Here is an 18,427-nt window from a genome sequence, read left to right on the forward strand (position 1 = left end):
TCAAATAATATGAGAGGCTTCTCATGTTTGCATTATAACACACTTTGTCAAAAATGAGAAGCCTCTCATATTAAAAGTTTTGAAATTGTTTATCAAAACATAGTAATATAAACTATTCCAATATATGCACAATGCCCTGCCCACCGTCAACGATAACCCTATCTCCTGTCTTAAGTCTTAAAGTGGCATTTCCACATCCTACAACAGCTGGAATGCCAAGCTCTCGGGCTACTATAGCGGCATGGGACAGTGGTGCGCCTACGTCAGTTATTATGGCAGCAGCTCTAGGAAAAAGAGGGGTCCATCCTACATTGGTAGTAGTTGCAACCAAGATTTCTCCTGGCTTAAGTTTTTGACCTTCTTCAGGGGTTTCCAGAATACGTACTATTCCTTCTACCCTTCCTGCTGCTCCTGCAACGCCTTTCAAAATTTCAGAATCAGATGCAATGGCAGTTGGCATTGTTGAATCATAAAAGTCCATTCTTCTATTTGGATCCTTCGCCCATTCTAAAGGATTGAAGCGTCCTCGGATTAATGTTGGAAATGGCGGTAGCTCTTTATATCTTTCATAATTTTCTTTTCTTACCGGAATATACTCTGTTTTCACATCTCCACCAGACAATAGGTCTTCTACTTCATTGATATAAAGGAAAAAAACATCTTCTCCTATTTCTGTAATCTCACTTACCTTGAGTACAAAGGCTCTGACAACTCTAAATACCCTTACAAACTCTGAGCGTGCTGCTTCTCTAAATCGTGCCGCTTCCGAAGCTTTTGTAATTTGCTTTTCAAGCCATTTTACTTCATTTGGATAACGGTCCTGAAATCTCTTCCATGCAGCCTTATATTGGGCATGCTGCTTCTCCAGAAGTTCCTCTACATCCGTATCTGACTCTTTGAATTCTTTAATTTGGCTTTCCAACCAGTTTGCATCATCTGAAGGGCATGGGATGAATAATTCAAATTCGTGGGGACCTCTATGTCCATACTTCTCAATATACTCCTCGCTGCTTATCTCTCCTTTCAAAACCTTGGATATACCTAAGACAGGACCAAGGCTTGCCATTTCTGAATTTCCCCTTAGATTTGATAGTAGGGTGTTGGCGTCTTCTGTTCCTACCAGCTTTGTAAGCTTTTTATTCAAGGTTAAGGCAATCACTGCTTTACTACCGCTTACTATCAGACCCCACCACGCCTCTTTGTTATAGGGCTCAATTTCATGTTTCCATAAATTCAACAATCCTTCCTTGGTATTTGTTTTATTTATAGTTTCCTTCATCCTTCTACACCAATCAGGCGTATCCTTGATAGACTGCGACAATTTTTTTGAAACCTCCCAATTCTTTTTTAAGTAATATCTGACTCCCGGGAACATTGTCTTTATTATTTCCATTCTTGAAAATGGATAAAACGGGATGGTTAACCCTTCTGGTATATGCCCAAATACTTCCCTTAGAATTTTTAAACCTAATTTTGAACTTCCATACAGTGCAGTAATAGCGGACAATCTTTGGCTTATATTCGAGTATATTCTCCCACAAATATTTCCCGACCACAAGTAATACCCTGGTACAAAACCAGATTCAATATCCAAAGCCCGTACTAAACTCCAAGTAAGCGGTGTAACAACATCGGGGATTGCCTCTCCTACATTTGTATTTACCCAGAGGGCATCTCTTTCTAAACTCTCATTTATTTCATAGGTATCCAGATTTCCCGAAGTCAATGTGGTTATTGGTCTTGCTTGTAGAAGATACAACTTCCCTTTTGCCACAGTCCATTCAATATCCTGGGGACTACCTAGTTCCCTTTCAAGCTTAGCTGCATATTGATACAGATTAAAAGCATATTTCTTAAACTCGTCAGGGCCATCATATTTCCCCTTCGGTCTGCTGAATTTAAAATTGTATGCATTTGCTTTTCCAGAAACAAGCTGTTCGCCCAATCCATGCACATAATTTCCTATCATATTTTCGAAACTTCCCGTTATGGGATCAGCTGTAAACAAAACCCCTGATATTTCAGACGGCACCATCAACTGAATAACTACAGCAATTTGATGAGTCTCTTCAATATCTTGAACAAAACTGTATGCTTTTACTCTTTCTGACTGTCTAGATTCAAAAACAGTATATATAGCTTCCTGTATCTCCTTATCCGTTCTTACATTGAGAACAGTTTCAAACTCTCCGGCGAAGGAGGCTTGGGCTGAATCTTCACTTAATCCAGAGGATCTTACTGCAAACGAGGCACCTTCATTTTTATTTCTAATATCCTCCAATAAAGCTTGTATCTCCTTCCAAGTTTTATCACTTAGCTTTTGATCTTCAAAGGCTGATGGTAAAATAACAAAACCATCCGGTACTGGATAGCCTGCCTGATACATTTTTGCTAACATGCTACCTTTTCCTCCTGCATATGTCTGTAATTCACGAGTTAATTCTTTAAAGCTTTTAACCATATTTCCCATCACAAGCTCTCCTTTACTTTTGAATTCCATATCGAATCATATTAATAAAACTATTTCTTTCATCTATTATGTTTTCAAAAATACATTCATTTAATTCGCTATCATCAACTAACTCTGATACGTATTTACTTTCAAAATAATCAAGTGTTAGTTTAATGAGTTTATATGCCTTTTTTCGGTCTACATTTTCTCTTAGAGGCACATTGTCAAACAATCTTTCCTGTACTTTATCTCTCTCTTCTATCATCTTTCCATACTTTGAATCAATTTCTCCCATTAGTTCATCTGGAGTGTTGTAAAATGCTTCCATAATAACTTTGTACACTTCAGGATTTTCTTTATAATAATTAAACTTTATTGCACTAATTTTATCTTTGATCTCAAAAAAATCCTCATTATCCAATATGTTTTCAAACGCTATTACTTTGCTGCCTTTCTCAAAGCAGCGATCAAGTATAGACATATACAAGTCTTTTTTACTCTTAAAGTGATGAAAAATTAAAGCTCTAGAAATTCCAGAAGCTTCTGCTAACATTGCCGTAGAGGTTTTATCATATCCATGTTCTGCAAATACTGATAAGCACGTGTCTAATATTTCTTCTTTATCATAGAGTTTCTTAGGCATATTCACTCCTCCTTTAATTTGCTGACTATATAGTTAGTATATTATATGCTGACTAACCTATCAACAAATTTAAAATTTATTTTTAGTTGCTTTAATCACATTCAAGTATGATAACTCCTATTAACAAGACCAAAGATTCGCTGTGGCACATTTATATTATATTCCTATATCAAAAACCAAAAACCGACCAGGTTTAATCCTGATCGGCTCTTTCACCTTCTATTCACATTTGTACTCCATCTCTGTCCCACCTATAAAAATCACAATCAGTTTTCCGCTTTATATCGTCTTGCCCCAACGTATCGTTCATTCCAATACTCGTCATATCTTAAGTTTCTTTCTTTTACACCTGTACTTGTAAGTATGATAAATGAACCTTCCCCTGCATATATGCCTGTCATCGATGGTATATCTTCGGATAGATCGCTTCTAAAAAATACAAGATCTCCTTCTTCAACTGCATCAGGTAAAATTGCTTGACCTAAATTCCATTGCTCATAGGCGGTAGATGGTAATTGTAAATGAACATCCGGCGCTTCAGAGAATACCTTTTGCACAAACTGCGCCGTTGTATAGTCTTCAAATGAATCATCTATATATTCTTTAGCCATAATGACAGCAGGATGGTTATTTTCGATCTTTTCATATCGTCTTGCCCCAACGTATCGTTGACTCCAGTAGCTATCGGAGATATTAAGATCACGAATTGCTACACCTTCAAATTTTGTTACGACGATAAACTGATCATTTCCAATATATAATCCTGGCAATAGTACATTGTTGGATCCTTTGAAAAATAAAGCATCTCCAATCTCTAAATCTTCCCTTTTTATTTTATCTCCTAAAGCCCATTGTTGAAATGAATATCTTGGTAGATCGATATCCAAACCTACTTTCATTACATATTGTAAAAAACCAGAATAATCAAAGCCTTCTTTTGTATTTCCTCCTTTTAAGTAAGGGATACCTAATAGTTCGTATGCTTCTTCAACTATTTTAGAGTCTAGTTCCAAACTTAAGGAGTCAAAGCGCTTTGTCATTAAATAACGGTCCAGCAAATGTTGTCCTAAATAACTGATTGTAACGATACCTTCGTCGCCAGATGCATGAATAACATAATTATTTCCCAAATAGATTGCGGCATGATGTGTTTTCCCGTCCTGCTCCCATTTTCCTGAAAAATAAATTACGTCTCCAGGACGCTTGTTTTTATAATCAATAGTTTCGCCTACTTCACATTGTTTATAAGTTATGCGAGGCAAATAAATATTTTTAGACTCCCTAAAAACTGTCTGAACTAAATAAGAACAGTCCAAACCATCAATGGTTTCTCCACCCATTAAATAAGGCGTTCCTATATACTTCATTGCTTCTCGAATAACTGGATTTTCATGTTCCATATAATTTTCAGGTTGCAAATTATGAATATCTGTCTCCGATAGTCGTTTTGCGCCTATATATATACCTGACCAATATTCACTCTCCATATCCCTTTCCGCAACCCCTTCTGTTGTCTGAACTATAAATATACCATTTCCTTTATAAATTCCAGGTATAACGCTGCTTCCTTGAAAAAACACCAGGTCTCCTGCTTGAAGATCCTCTTTAGAAATGGATTCGCCTATTTCATAGATTCTGTCGGAAAAAACAGATAGTCGTATGTCAAAGACGTCCTTAAAAACATAACGTGCAAAATTAGTTGTATTAAAGCCTTCACTTGGTGATTTCCCTTTTGGGTTATAGGGTGTTCCCCGCAAATCCATAGCCCTTTCTACAATTGGATTGTTTACAATGGATTCCTCAATAATATCCTTAGTAAAGCGTCTTACTCCTAGCAACCTGGATTTCCAATAATCGCTTGTCTCAAGATCTACTACAGCGACTCCGTTAGTTGTGACAATAACAAAAATACCATTATCTATACATATTCCTGGTAGACGTGCACTACTGCCCTGAAAGAATAATACATCACCAGATTCAATATCAGCAGTATCCACTTCCATCCCTATCCACCATTGTTCGGCTGACAATCTTGGAAAATCCAGTTCATATACTTCACTAAAAACGTATTGTACAAAGCCTGAATGATCAAATCCATTTGGCTCATTACCTCCAAGTTCATAAGGAGATCCTACTAATTCCATGGCTTTTACGGCTACAGGATTTAATTCATTAGCTATATCCGTGTAGCACCTTGCACCTTTATACCGATCTTTCCAATAGGAATCTTCTTCTATATTCCGTTTTACTACACCTTCACTAGTAGATACAACGATAATGGTATCATCACCTTTATATATTGCTGGTATAAGATTCTTGCTTCCAGTAAAGAAAAGAACATCTCCAGGTTGTATCTCATTGCGTTCTATAGGTTCACCAAGCTTCCATAACTTTGAAGGAGACTGAGGGAGAAATAAATTTTCTCCTTCTCTAAAAATATACTGAATAAACCCAGCACTATCAAATCCTTCCTCTGGTGCATTTCCCCCTTGTTTATAAGGTTCACCTATCAAATTTTCTGCAAGCAAAACCGTTTCAGTTTCTGCTGGGATAGAATATGCGCTTATACCAATACTAAATGTAAACAATAAGACTAGACTTAAAATTTTAATAAGTTGCTTTTCCATCCTATCTGACCCCTTTCTTTTGACTAATCATTGAAAGCAGATAATCCACATCAATAATCGATACAGTTAATCTCAACAGCATAAGTATTTGATTACTAATATTTCTTTCACTGATTTTTAATAAGATAAAAGCATTTTTCTTTGTAATCTTTTATCCTTATTATTTTGACAAAGATAATGTATCAAATTCAAGATGAATAGGCTTTCCTATATTCTTAACATGTGTATATGCACCATAAATATCAGGCATTAAGCTTGCCTCTCTCCACTCAACGACTTCCAAATCATCAATATCTAAAATACATCTATTAGTTGACGGTGTATCTAATTCTACATATACCATTATTGAATTTGCTTGTTTATCACCTTTTTCAAGAAGTTCAAATGGGACTTCAATTGTTTGCCAACCTTCATCTGATATTTCTATGTCATACTTCTTCTGTCCTAACAATTCTGAAACTGGATCTTCCAAAGGGTTCCCGTCATAAAACCAGTATGAATCAACTCTAAGATGTGCGGAAACCTCACCTTTTCCTTTAGCCGCAAGACGAAGAGTATAGGTTACATCAGAGTCTAGAGGTGAATATGACTCATCATACAATCTGTTATCAACAATCGGGATACGTGCTACTGGACGTATCATCGCCGTTGGATTCTTCTTACTGTTGTGTAATAATCTTATAAATCCTTCTTCATTATCAGCTTTCCATACATCAGATTGATTTGAGCTAAAATGTGCTGCTCCATTTTGGACCATATCCGCTAATGTATCTTCAAAGTGACCCCATCTCAATAAATCACGTCCTATCAAAATCTGTCCCTTAGAAGCTTCTTGCCCCTGTCCAAGACGTGCAGGATAAAGGCTATCATTATCTAAATTTATCGTTTCTCCTGTATCAAGATCAAGAGTACAATTTTCTTTATGCTCATCATAAGCTAGCCGTGCTGTTCCCCACTCAAATCGAAATTGTACAGGTTTTGATTCTTCGTCTCTCTCTGTCTTAACAGTGTATACATAATCATCATATCGTTTTGTCTGAGCAGGGAGAATACTGCTTTCCCATACTTGATTTATAATCTGTTTTGCTGAAGTACCCGTTTCAACTATCGGTTTATAATCAGTAATTTGAATAGGTATAAAGCGAGCTTCTATAAGTTTATCTTTCTCCCATACTGTTTTTAAAAATCCAGAAGGAAATGTATCTAGAAAATTTTGGTCAAAAACCATATTTCCTAAACTGTATACTATTAAACGACCCTTGTACCATTCCATTCCTTGAAGAACATGTGGATGATGTCCAATGACAATATCCGCACCTGCATCGATAGCTTTATGTGCCGCATCTATTAAAACTTCAGAAGGTGATGTTTTAAATTGAAATCCGGAATGAAGCTGAACAACTAATATATCTGCTTTTTCCCGGAGTTCTTTTATTTCTTTTACTGATTCTTTTGATCTCCATTGAGCAGCACCACTTTGTCCATGTCTCGCTACCCAATTCTGCAGCTCAGGATAAGTTTTAATCAATGATCCCCATATTTTTGTCTGTACATCTGAAGAAAGCTTAGACTTCACATCATTATAAACGTTCCAAACTTCACCTGCTCGATATTCTCCTTTAGGCATTGACCAATCTGTTCCAGACCATTCCCATGTCCTTTTTTCCCATATCCATTCTTCTCCTTGCTCCACATAATCTGGCTTGACAGCTTCATTATCGGGGAGAAAATTATTAACAAATGAACCTGTAACACTCGTATATGCCAATGTTCCTATTTTAATTCCCTTTTTCTCAATAAGTACAGGCTCTCTTGAAGTCTTTTCATCTCCTGCTCCAACAGTCACAATATTAGCATTTGCTAACTCTTTTATAGTACTATCCACTCCTTGGTCACCCCAATCCCTGATGTGATTGTTTGCAAGAGAAACCAAATCGACTCCTAGACTTTTAAGAGCATCTATTGCTTCAGGTGGGCTTTGTAAAAGCCACCGTTTACCCTTATATGCTTCATTTCGATTGAATTCACCAATAACTGATTCAAGATTAACACAGCTTATATCAGCTGAAGAAAAAGCTCTATCTAAATGTTTTACAACGTTCAATGCACCTTCTGTTGTATTAGTTGGCATACTTATTGGGGACTCATTAGAGGTGTCAAGATATCGTCTACCCAACATAACATCACCGCCAAAATTTATGGTAACACGTTGTCCTCCTGCATCAGATAAAAGCTTGACTTCCATTGACTGATTGTTATCATCCCATCCTATTGGAACTGTCTCTGTTAAAAAACCTTTTCCTGATATCAATAAAACATCTGGCCCCTCTTTTAATGTCAAACTTAAATTACCGTTCTCATCTGCAGTAAATGAATTATCAGAGCTTTGAATAGTAGCATTTGCAATACCTTGTCCACTTTCATCTACTACTGAAATATCCAACTTTATTTCTGGATTAGAATCAAGATTAGCGTTGCCATATGATATTATTGAAAATACTAAAAAAACACAAATAATTCCAAAAATAAATTTTTTCATGCCATTTTCCCCCTTTTATTTTGTCAATACTTAATAATCTGAATAAAAGACTGGCAAATTAGCAAAGGTAATTTGCCAGTCTTTTATTTATGTATAACCTTTTAGATTACTTTTCTTTTGCACATTGTTAATTTTACTGATAATTATATATGTAAGTAACAACTGATTAACCTCCTTAGAAGATTTCCCTAAAACTTAAAGATTCTTCTGTCTATTTTGTTGAAACAACTTCAATGGTAATCATTTCCTCCTTTATCGAATATATCAGATAAAGATTAAAAAAATTTTACTAAATTGTTAAAATTTGTTACTTAAATGTTAATTAATATTACAAGTCTCATGTTTGATATTTATAGATAACTAAACGTATTTCTATGTAATCCCTCTTTACTAAATATAAAAACTTGTTCTATATATTGTTATATATCGATAGAATTTTTCGATAGAGAAGCTAAAAATATAACCACAGCAAATATCATCATTATAGTAGTGATCAGCATTGTCCAGTACATTTTAGCCCTTTCGAGAATCATTCCATATATGAGTGCCCCAAATGGTATCCCGCCTCTTGAAATCATATTTACCAATGAAAAGACACGGGACATATATTCATTTGGTGTCGCTTGTTGTATAAAAGACTGGACTGGAACGGAGATAAACATATTACCAGCACTAAAAAGACATAAAACGGATGCTAGTAGAATAAAATAAATGGTCGTATCATTGCCTAATATATATAAACTAGTGGGAAAAAGTAAGATCGAAAACATAAACATCGAACTTGAGAGTATGCTGCAGCCTATAACAAGAGGCTTAGACATCCTTACTTCTTTCCCAAACAAGTAACCAACTAGAATACTTCCTATTAGTGAACCTAATATAATAATTGTTTGTAGATAACCGTATTGTACGTCTGAATATAATAAACTCTCCTTGAAAAATAATGGTAAAATTACACTAAAAATTGGTTGTATGACAAAATAGCTAATTAAAAGAAGAAAACTCAGCTTACGAATAAGATAATTTTGCAAAACAAATTTGACCCCTTCCAATAAGTCATTCATCATCCCTTTCACATCTTCTGTAGCTTTCTGTTTAATATGGGTATATCGAATTATCATCTCACTAGTACCAGATAATAAAAATGAAATCCCATTTACAAAAAATACCAGTGTCACTCCAAAATTAGCATACAATGCCGCTCCAATCACCGGTCCTAGTAGTACGGAGGCACTTCTAGCGGAGGCAACAATGGAATTATGTTGAGTCAATTCCTTTTTATCCACCAATTGGGGTAGCATCCCCCTTGTGGCAGGTTCAAACAATCCGTTCATTAATGATATAATCACCTGCACTGTTAGTAGCAACGAAAGTCTCATGATGCCCCAATGAGATAACAATCCTAACCCTAAAATGATTCCTGCATTAATAAAGTCTGTTACTACCATAATTATCTTTCTATTCATTCGGTCTCCAATTACCCCTGCAAATGGATATACAAGAAGTGCTGGCATTAAAGACAAGAAGGAAAATGTCCCCACTGTTGTAGCCGTCCCACCGATATCTATAATATATAGGGGCATAATCATCATTTGGATGCTGGTTCCCGTGTCAGATACAATCCTCCCTAATAAGAATAATATAAAGTTGGTATTGAAAGATTTCTTTTTTCTTTCTATATTCATATCGATTACTCCTCCTGTTTAATGGGCGTTAGGCCTCTATTTATACTAGTCATCGTGATTCCTTCAATACAATATCTACTCTTCTCTATCCCAATATCTCTATATAACCTTCGGTTCCATTAACTCGAATTCGCTGTCCATCCTTTATTAATTTAGTAGCATTTTCAACTCCTACTACTCCGGGAATACCGTATTCACGGGTTACAACAGCTCCATGAGTCATTAATCCCCCTACCTCTGTCACCAGTCCTTTGATGGATACAAACAATGGTGTCCAGCTAGGGTCAGTAAATGATGTTACTAAAATATCGCCCTCCCCTATATTTGCATCTTCCAACTTCAACACGACTCTTGCTGTTCCTTCAACGATGCCCGATGAAACTGGAACTCCAATTAAAGCACCTTTAGGTATATTGTCAGCGTTATATTGTCCAGAGATTATTTCCCCCTCTGAGGTCATCACCCTAGGAGGTGTCAGCTTCTCATATACTTCATAGTCCTCTTTTCTTTTGTCAATGATACTATAATCTAGCTTATGTGTCCGAACAACCTCCCTAAATTCATCAAAGAATAGATAATAAACGTCCTCTACTTCTTTAATGAGTTCCTTTTTCAGTAATATATGTGCCTCTTTCATCAGGGCTTCTTTATAAATTTGAAAACGCTTTATAAAAGAGTATTTAGGATACTCCCTAAAACCAATTACATTTCTTAAAACATCAATCATTTTCTTGACCTTTTTCGCCTTACCTTTTCCTCCAGGCAATTGTTTTAGTCTACTTAGAATTTCGTGTTCTTTTGCCAATGCTTCTAGGCGTCCCTGTTCGAATTTATCAGTACTTGTAGTTTGCTCAACACTTTTTATATTACTGAGAATCACAGGAACGAGAGCTGTTGGTTTTTCACTCCAACGAGGTTTCGTTATATCTATCTCCCCAGGACAACGCATACCATACTTTTCAAGAAATCCCTTTACCGCTATACAAACCGCTTTTCCACCTTCTAACTTTAATAAATCGTCAAAAAAGTTCTCATCTGATGCATGCCTCAAATATTCAATCACCGCTGGGTATTGCCTAGTGACATCAGCTACATCTAAAAGTGCAAACCCCATTTCAGTAGTAACGTTGTTTTCTACTGATTTAGAAAGTATATCTACAACACCCTTTTCCCCTAACCATTTTTCCACTTTTTTATTAATCCAGTTAGAAACGAATCCACCAACTACCATCAATTTCATATTTTCAGGACTGGTCAGTACTGTCTTCAATTTTTTTGTGTCCTGTAAAATAAACTCAAACAGTTCATCTCCTGATAACTTTTCGATTCTTTGCTCCATATCACTTATCATCCGCTCATTATATCTGATCTGATCTTCAACAACTGATAAATCATTTTTTAGATATGTTTTTATCGCTGGAATAATCCAGGATAGGGCACCCGTATCCGAATTGATGGACCCTTTCCCACGAGGCAAAGTTTTAACAAAATCTTTTCGCTTCATTAAATTAGAAAGTCCGTTCTCCATCAGGGCATCAGCCTTTCCGATATTGCTCATAAGAATCTTCCGTCCTATTGGTGAGGCCAGATCATATGATATATCTCCAAAAAGTCTCCCACCAGCATCCTCTAAATTTTCTCCGAACCAAAATGATAAGAATCTGATAAAAGAGATTCCAAGGGGTTTAATAACATCCGTCATCATCTGTGTATGCCCCATAGACATATATATCCGGTTCTTTCCATCGCTCTCCGGTATGGGATATAGTGTAGTAATAGGGCGGCTTTGAACGATATAAAATTCATCTTCATCAAGACACCATTCGATATCCTGGGAACATCTAAAATATGCTTCAATTTTTCTACCTATGGATTCAAGCTGTAAAATCTGCTCATATGAAACTAATCAAACAAGGTAAACTTGAGGGAATTCTAGACAACGATATTTCTTCTGAATCAATTTCAATTTACATTCATGCAATCAATAAGGCACTACAGTCTAATTTAAGTAAAAAGGTACAAAGTGATTTAGGCAAATTATTTTTTTATGGCTTGTTTGGATCGAGTAACTGATTAACTCATGTGGAACATAACTCCTTCTATATTTCTTATGGATTTTATACCTATCATAAATATTTTCTCACAAAAATTACACCCCACTCAGTAGATTTTCATATCTAAAGTGCGGGGTGTATTTTATATTACAAGAATAATTTTTACATTATTTTTTTACGTATTATAATTATGCAAATAATACGCCCGTCACACTTATTAGTCTGAGGGAACATATCGATTGTAAAGGAGCTTCAGTTTCACTTGCAACATTTTTTACACTAGGATATTTCTTAAGATCAGTCAAAGCACCCATATGGTCGTGGTCATGATGTGTAATTAGAATTTTAGTAAATTGGTTACAATCTAAATTTTCCGATCTAAGCCATCTTCAATAATAGGCACAAAACTGCAAGCACACAATTCCTACAGTATAACCCTAATATTGTAAAATTCTTTACAAGTATACAGATGCTACTCCCATTCACTGCTTCCCTATATGTCAATGTTTCTCCATTTCCCAACTTTAATTTTTTATCTGTAAGTTAGTAGTCATTCCATTAATCTCCTTGGACATTTATGGAAACCCTTACATACGTCATCAGAATTATACTCTCAGTCATAGAATGTACCCAATCACATTTCGCTAAGGCTTGTCTTCTTGGACATTCCTGACATGAGACGTACATCTACTTACAACTCATTTCACTCCTTGTAAGCAATGTTACGATTTCAACATATGTTTTGGCTGTAAGATGAGAATAATACGCATTAAAATAATTTTTCATAAAGATATATCCTCTAATGTAAGAGGAATAGAAAATTCGGTATCCTATTAGTTATTTACCCATTTTGTTGAAAGTCTATGAAATCAAAAATATACTTATAAAATACTATACCCTACATGATATTTATACAATTACGCAAAAGGTTATTGATATAATAACCTTTTAACGAAATCTCTCCCTGTGGGTAAGTAACTGTACTTAGTATAAGGACAGGTTATAATTTTTTATAAACTCTCATTGCAAAAATATAAGCAACAACTATTATTGCTATACACCAATCAAGAGCAACCCATATATCATTTCCTACTGGTTGGTTTGCTAATAAATTACGAATAGCTTCTACGATAGGTGTTACAGGCTGGTTTTCTGCAAAGACGCGTACTGCTGAAGGCATCGTATCTGTTGGTACAAAGGCAGAACTTATAAATGGTAAGAAGATAATTGGGTATGAGAATGCTCCTGCACCATCTGGTGTTTTCGCTGCAAGTCCAGCAATTACAGCAATCCAAGTCAAAGCAAGTGTAAATACGCTAAGAATTCCAAATACAGCTGACCACTCTAAGATTCCTGCTGAAGAACGGAACCCCATTAATAATGCAACAAGTATAACAACCAATACAGAAATTCCGTTAGAAATTATTGATGTTAATACATGCCCCCATAGTACAGTTGAACGAGCTATGGGCATAGAATGAAAGCGTTCAAATATACCACTTTTTTTATCTGTAAATAACCGGTAAGCTACATATGCAATTCCGCTACCAATAGTCATTAGCATTATACCTGGTAATAGGTAATCAACATAATTCTCTGTACCTGTTTCAATTGCACCTCCAAATACATATACAAATAGTAACATTATCGCAATTGGCGTGATACTAACTGTGATGATTGTATCCATACTTCTAAAAATATGACGCATAGAACGTCCAAACATAACACCCATATCAGTGAAAAAATATCTATTGATAGATTTCATTTATTTGTCCTCCTTTTTACCAACGATAGCTAGAAATACTTCTTCTAATGTTGGTTGTTTTTTAACATATTCTACTTTTGCAGATGGGAATAACTTTTTCAAGTCTTCTAGGGTACCTTGAGCAATAATCTTCCCTCCATGAAGAATAGCAATTTTATCTGCTAGTTGTTCTGCTTCTTCTAAATATTGAGTCGTTAAGAATACTGTAGTTCCTGCATCTGATAGCCCTTTTACAATCTTCCAAACTTCTAAACGTGTTTCTGGATCAAGACCTGCTGTTGGCTCATCTAAGAAAATAATCTTTGGATTTCCCACAAGACTCATTGCAATATCAATTCTTCTTTTCATACCTCCAGAGTAAGTACCAACTCTACGATCTGCAGCCTCTGACATACCAAAACGATTAATTAACTCATCTGCTACTTGATTTGGATTTTTAAGATGTCTAAGTTTTGCTATCATTTGAAGATTTTCACGTCCAGTCATTACTTCATCAATAGCAGCGAACTGACCAGTAAGGCTGATAGAATCTCTAATCTCCCTTGGATTTTTTTCAACATCAAAATCATCGATCATAACACTTCCAGCATCCGATTTAAGCAAAGTAGTCATAATTTTAATCATCGTCGTTTTCCCAGCGCCATTAGAACCTAGTAATGCAAAAATACTTCCCTTCTCTACTTTAAAATCCACTCCTTTGAGTACTTCTACATCTTTGTAAGATTTCTTTACCCCTTTAATTTGTATGATATTTTTTTTCATTTTCTTTTCCTCCTCTACATTATAGTTTGATAATTGCCATAAAAAAGAGCCAACAACTGTGATTTCACTCACGGTTATCGGCTCTGCGTCTTAGCGTCTGGCTCCTTGATAACTGATATATTTAGCTGTTTTACATTGATTATAGTTTCCTGTTTACACTTGGGACAAAATAGTGGAAAGTTTTCAATTACTGTATCAACACGCATCTTGACCCTTGTTTTATTGCCACAGACTGGGCATAATATCCACTTGTATTTACACACTCTACCATCAACCTTTCACTTCAATTACTTTTTCAATCTCGATATTTTCCTCTTATTTTGTTTTATCCTTAACCTTTTTCATGGCCTTGCTAACTTCTTGGTCAACAGATTCCTGATAAATGTCAGCGTAAGTTTTTGAATCTTTGATTAGATCGTCGCAGAAAGCCGCTACATCACTGCCCGTCACTTCGAGAACGCCTTTCCCCGAGGCCGCACCCTCCTCAAAAAGATCGATAATCCCCGAGAGTAAACCTATCCCGTCGGTCAGTTCAACAGGGCCGACCTTAAAGAGATATCTTTGAATCTCTTTATAAACAACTTGATAATCTTTCGGTAGAGTTTTTGCACGAGCAACGTGCGATCGCCATTCTTTTTTACCTTTAATAATATCTTGTATTCTCATTTTGCCCTCCTATTTACCTAATTTTTTGGCAATATTATTGTTGAGTTGCTCTCGCCATTTGTCGCGAAATGACTTTATCCCTTCCTCGCCTGCTAACGTTGAACAGAAGCCTTTAATATCGTCACCTAAAGCCTCTTGAACACTTTGTCCCTCCACCGCTGTTTCTTCAAGCAGACCAAGCACACCGTCAAGAATTGGCATGAGATTGCGACCGGTAAAATCTGAGTTCATCCAAAGATTAGCATTAATTTCTTCCCATGCCGCTTGATAATCAGTCGGAAGCTTTCTAACTCGCGATTCAAAACTTTTCATTTCTTTAGTCATATCGTTTCCAGTGATTTTTTCCCAAAAATTCATTGTTCTCTCTCCTTTAACTCGTTAATTCTTGATACGATAAATTCCCATTTTTCCCAAAACCTCCGCAGCTCTTCACGTCCAGCATCGTTGAGCGTAAAAAACTTCCGCGGCGGTCCCTTATCGGATGGCTTTTTCATAGTTTCCACCAACTTGTTTTTTTCAAGCCGCACCAAGATAGTGTAAACTGTCCCATCCACAACATCTGTAAATCCGAGATCATTCAGCTGTCTTGTTATTTCGTATCCGTAGGTTTCTTTGCGGCTTAAAATTTCAAGGACGCAGCCTTCCAGTACACCTTTGAGCATTTCAGTAATGTTATTCAAACGAGTCACCTCTTCGCTATCTAGTAATACAGGTATTTAGTAACACTTACTACTCGTATAATATCACGTGGCAGTGGTAGTGTCAATATGATATGTTTATTTTTTTGACTATTCTATGATAATGTCATATTAAATTTATTCTGAAAAATGTCATATATGAAAGAGGAAATATTTAATATGGCTCAAGAAAAATAACTAGACTCATGGTTATTAATCAAACTATTGATAAAGTAATAACTATTAAAGATGCTGCTGAGATTATAGGCTTAAGTAAGCGCCAAGTGATAAGGTTAAAGAAAGGAGTTATAGAAAAAGGACCTGCGTTCATTATCCATAAAAATAACTGTTAAATTCTCTAGCAAATCTGCTTCCCATTGCATTTGAAAATCAATGTCATCAATTTTCGAAGGATTGTCATGGTTACCTATTATAAAACATATTCGATCAATATTTTTGTCATAACTTACCTTTTGTAATATTTCTCTGATTACTGCTGGTTCTTCTTTTTCTCGATCTCCAATATTTTCACCTTTCATTATATCTTCTGCATTTTGTAAAACTTTGAGAGTATGGTCTATGCCAAAAGGAATTTCTTTGAATACTTCTTTCATCTCTATAATGATTTTTTCTTTAAAGATAAATTACCTCCATTTATACCTCATAGATATTTTAGTTCTATCTATCCACTTATCATATTTCACAAGTTTATATTCAAAAGTTTCAAGCAGTTTTATAGCTTTCTTTTCGTTGATACAATAAGCATTATTACATGCAAATAATACTTGATTTAAACATGAAACTACATGAAAAACATGGTCTGCAATAAAATATTTATCATCTGCTCTCAAATTTGCCTTTACAAACATTAAAGAAAACTCTATCTCAAACATAAAAAACTCAACTAAACTTTTCCGCAAGGCAGTAGGATACGTTTTCGCTGTTTTTTAAATTCGCATAAGCTTTCATTCCTAGCATATAGTATTTTGCTAATCGCTAATTCTCCTCAATACATGACACTTATATAACCACGGGGATGACCAGCCTGATAATTGGCAGTAACAATTCCTTGCTCCGTATCTTTCATTATTTATTCAACACGTTTAATATCAAGTAAAATTAAGTCTACATAATGCCCATTTATGACTACCCATCCACCGTCATTAACCCAATTTCCCCATGCTCCGGGAAGTACAACTAGGTTGTTTCTATCTAAGAATCTTTATTTTGAATCTAATTTTCTAATCTCGGTAATCATTGGGCAAACTATAGCAATGCCGATGATTAAAATACCTGATATTAAAAACCAATTGTTTACACCAATTCTATCAGCAAAGAACCCGGAAAGGATTAACCCAAGTGGCATAGCAAATGACATGATACTCCCAGTCAAGGAAAATACACGTCCTAAATATTCAGGCTTAATTTTCTCCTGAAAAAGAGATGTTTGCACACCGCTATAAAACGGTACCGAAAGTCCCATAATTGCACAACAAACTACAAATATCACAAATCCACTTGAAGGAAGTAAGCCCGAAATGGCTAAACTAGCTCCCATCATAAAAATTGATACCGTTATTAATAGTATTCGCTTTTTATAGCTGCCAAGCAATCCTAATAACAGACCCCCTACCAACATACCAGAGGCATAAGCAATCTCCGTAATAGAAATATGCATCGGTGTCCCATTAAAATATTCCATGCTGATTAAAGGATATAATGCATTGATAGGCATATAAACAAACATATATAGTGTTCCTATGAGTAATAAAGCAAACAATCCTTTGTTATCCCTTAAGATAAAAAATCCTTCTCTCATCTCTCCTATAAAACTTAGCTTAAAGCTTTTTTCTTCTACTTTAAGCTTTGGAATATTCACGAATGCTACTGTGAGGCTAGCAATTACAGCACCTAGCACATCGATGGCTATAATCGCATTCAATTCCCAAACAGAGTATAGTAATGCCGCAACTGCTGGACTTAAAATATAACTTATAGACTGCAAGGACTGACTATAACCCGCACATTTGGTCAACTGATCTTCCGGTACTAAAAGAGGTGTGACCGCATTCAAAGCAGGGGAATGAAAAGCTGTACCAATACTACGGATAAACAATACTACCATAAGCATCCATACAGGTAACTCCATATACAATGCAATAATAGCTAGCACTGATCCAGCTGCTGCAATAATTAAATCAGCACCAATCATTATCTTTTTCCTATCATAGCGATCCACTAGCACACCAATAGCTGGCCCAAAAACCGCATAGGGTAGAAAGCCCACTAGTGAGGCCATAGACAAGACCATCGCAGATCCTGTTTTTTCTGTAAGATAAAAAATAATCGCCATTTGTAGGATGGCACTTGTAATTAAAGATATTGCCTGCCCTGCCCATATTGTAAAAAACTTTAGTTTCCAATTATTATATTTTCCCATTTTTATCATCTCCTACATATTATTTTGCTTGAATTTCTATTTTGAATAGTATTCTAGGCAATAAAAAATGCAGACCTTAATCCACAATGTGGCTTTGGTCTGCATACATACAATATG

The 18,427-nt window shown here is 35.6% G+C and carries 14 protein-coding genes and 2 pseudogenes; all 16 read right to left on the reverse strand.

The genetic code is table 11. From position 1 onward, the window contains the following. Positions 1–112 precede the first annotated feature (112 nt). Positions 113–2,470: a PEP/pyruvate-binding domain-containing protein gene (locus K8M07_RS05285; protein ID WP_223376855.1), complete on the reverse strand. Its 2,358-nt coding sequence runs from the start codon at positions 2,468–2,470 to the stop codon at positions 113–115. 13 nt (positions 2,471–2,483) lie between these two features. Continuing rightward, positions 2,484–3,095 carry a TetR/AcrR family transcriptional regulator gene (locus K8M07_RS05290; protein ID WP_223376856.1) on the reverse strand — a complete coding sequence of 204 codons (612 nt, stop codon included), beginning with the start codon at positions 3,093–3,095 and terminating at the stop codon, positions 2,484–2,486. A gap of 266 nt (positions 3,096–3,361) precedes the next feature. Continuing rightward, positions 3,362–5,722, reverse strand: coding sequence for a C40 family peptidase (locus tag K8M07_RS05295; RefSeq protein WP_223376857.1), 2,361 nt, complete (start codon positions 5,720–5,722; stop codon positions 3,362–3,364). Positions 5,723–5,882: 160 nt separating this feature from the next. Then, the gene (locus K8M07_RS05300; RefSeq protein ID WP_223376858.1) at positions 5,883–8,261 is read right to left on the reverse strand and encodes a CapA family protein; all 2,379 of its coding nucleotides are present in this window, start codon (positions 8,259–8,261) and stop codon (positions 5,883–5,885) included. A gap of 419 nt (positions 8,262–8,680) precedes the next feature. Further along, a complete protein-coding gene (locus K8M07_RS05305) occupies positions 8,681–9,946 on the reverse strand; it encodes an MFS transporter (RefSeq protein ID WP_223376859.1) in 1,266 nt (421 codons plus the stop codon). Between the two features lie 85 nt (positions 9,947–10,031). Further along, complete coding sequence (locus tag K8M07_RS05310; RefSeq protein WP_223376886.1) at positions 10,032–11,834, reverse strand: phosphoenolpyruvate synthase; 1,803 nt, start codon at positions 11,832–11,834, stop codon at positions 10,032–10,034. A gap of 354 nt (positions 11,835–12,188) precedes the next feature. Beyond that, a pseudogene (locus tag K8M07_RS12835) lies at positions 12,189–12,362 on the reverse strand (MBL fold metallo-hydrolase); the annotation flags it as partial. Between the two features lie 638 nt (positions 12,363–13,000). Beyond that, positions 13,001–13,765 carry an ABC transporter permease gene (locus K8M07_RS05320; protein ID WP_317845475.1) on the reverse strand — a complete coding sequence of 255 codons (765 nt, stop codon included), beginning with the start codon at positions 13,763–13,765 and terminating at the stop codon, positions 13,001–13,003. Then, the gene (locus K8M07_RS05325) at positions 13,766–14,527 is read right to left on the reverse strand and encodes an ABC transporter ATP-binding protein (protein ID WP_223376860.1); all 762 of its coding nucleotides are present in this window, start codon (positions 14,525–14,527) and stop codon (positions 13,766–13,768) included. It abuts the gene before it with no gap. A 74-nt stretch (positions 14,528–14,601) separates the two neighbouring features. After that, the gene (locus K8M07_RS05330; RefSeq protein ID WP_223376861.1) at positions 14,602–14,790 is read right to left on the reverse strand and encodes a cysteine-rich KTR domain-containing protein; all 189 of its coding nucleotides are present in this window, start codon (positions 14,788–14,790) and stop codon (positions 14,602–14,604) included. Positions 14,791–14,842: 52 nt separating this feature from the next. After that, complete coding sequence (locus tag K8M07_RS05335; RefSeq protein WP_223376862.1) at positions 14,843–15,193, reverse strand: DUF1048 domain-containing protein; 351 nt, start codon at positions 15,191–15,193, stop codon at positions 14,843–14,845. 9 nt (positions 15,194–15,202) lie between these two features. Next, positions 15,203–15,550, reverse strand: a complete 348-nt coding sequence (locus tag K8M07_RS05340) for a DUF1048 domain-containing protein (protein WP_223376863.1) — start codon at positions 15,548–15,550, stop codon at positions 15,203–15,205. Beyond that, on the reverse strand, positions 15,547–15,873 hold the full coding sequence (locus K8M07_RS05345; RefSeq protein WP_223376864.1) for a PadR family transcriptional regulator: 327 nt from the start codon (positions 15,871–15,873) through the stop codon (positions 15,547–15,549). Before K8M07_RS05345 ends, K8M07_RS05340 begins: the two co-directional genes overlap by 4 nt. A gap of 290 nt (positions 15,874–16,163) precedes the next feature. Beyond that, entirely contained in the window at positions 16,164–16,484 is a 321-nt protein-coding gene (locus K8M07_RS05350; RefSeq protein ID WP_223376865.1) for a hypothetical protein, read from the reverse strand. 66 nt (positions 16,485–16,550) lie between these two features. Continuing rightward, positions 16,551–17,083 (reverse strand): annotated as a pseudogene (locus K8M07_RS05355) (nucleotidyltransferase domain-containing protein); the annotation flags it as partial. Between the two features lie 9 nt (positions 17,084–17,092). Then, on the reverse strand, positions 17,093–18,310 hold the full coding sequence (mef(A), locus tag K8M07_RS05360) for a macrolide efflux MFS transporter Mef(A) (protein WP_223376866.1): 1,218 nt from the start codon (positions 18,308–18,310) through the stop codon (positions 17,093–17,095). Positions 18,311–18,427 lie beyond the last annotated feature (117 nt).

The organism is Schnuerera sp. xch1 (assembly GCF_019931165.1).
Taxonomy (GTDB): Bacteria; Bacillota; Clostridia; order Tissierellales; family Tepidimicrobiaceae; genus JAIOUP01.

Excerpts from the sequence above, each read along its gene's own strand:
- K8M07_RS05350 (WP_223376865.1), bottom strand. The coding sequence starts at position 16,484 with ATGAAAGAAGTATTCAAAGAAATTCCTTTTGGCATAGACCATACTCTC.
- K8M07_RS05340 (WP_223376863.1), bottom strand. The coding sequence starts at position 15,550 with ATGAATTTTTGGGAAAAAATCACTGGAAACGATATGACTAAAGAAATG.
- K8M07_RS05335 (WP_223376862.1), bottom strand. The coding sequence starts at position 15,193 with ATGAGAATACAAGATATTATTAAAGGTAAAAAAGAATGGCGATCGCAC.
- K8M07_RS05295 (WP_223376857.1), bottom strand. The coding sequence starts at position 5,722 with ATGGAAAAGCAACTTATTAAAATTTTAAGTCTAGTCTTATTGTTTACA.
- K8M07_RS05285 (WP_223376855.1), bottom strand. The coding sequence starts at position 2,470 with ATGGGAAATATGGTTAAAAGCTTTAAAGAATTAACTCGTGAATTACAG.
- K8M07_RS05300 (WP_223376858.1), bottom strand. The coding sequence starts at position 8,261 with ATGAAAAAATTTATTTTTGGAATTATTTGTGTTTTTTTAGTATTTTCA.
- K8M07_RS05320 (WP_317845475.1), bottom strand. The coding sequence starts at position 13,765 with ATGAAATCTATCAATAGATATTTTTTCACTGATATGGGTGTTATGTTT.
- K8M07_RS05305 (WP_223376859.1), bottom strand. The coding sequence starts at position 9,946 with ATGAATATAGAAAGAAAAAAGAAATCTTTCAATACCAACTTTATATTA.
- K8M07_RS05290 (WP_223376856.1), bottom strand. The coding sequence starts at position 3,095 with ATGCCTAAGAAACTCTATGATAAAGAAGAAATATTAGACACGTGCTTA.
- K8M07_RS05325 (WP_223376860.1), bottom strand. The coding sequence starts at position 14,527 with ATGAAAAAAAATATCATACAAATTAAAGGGGTAAAGAAATCTTACAAA.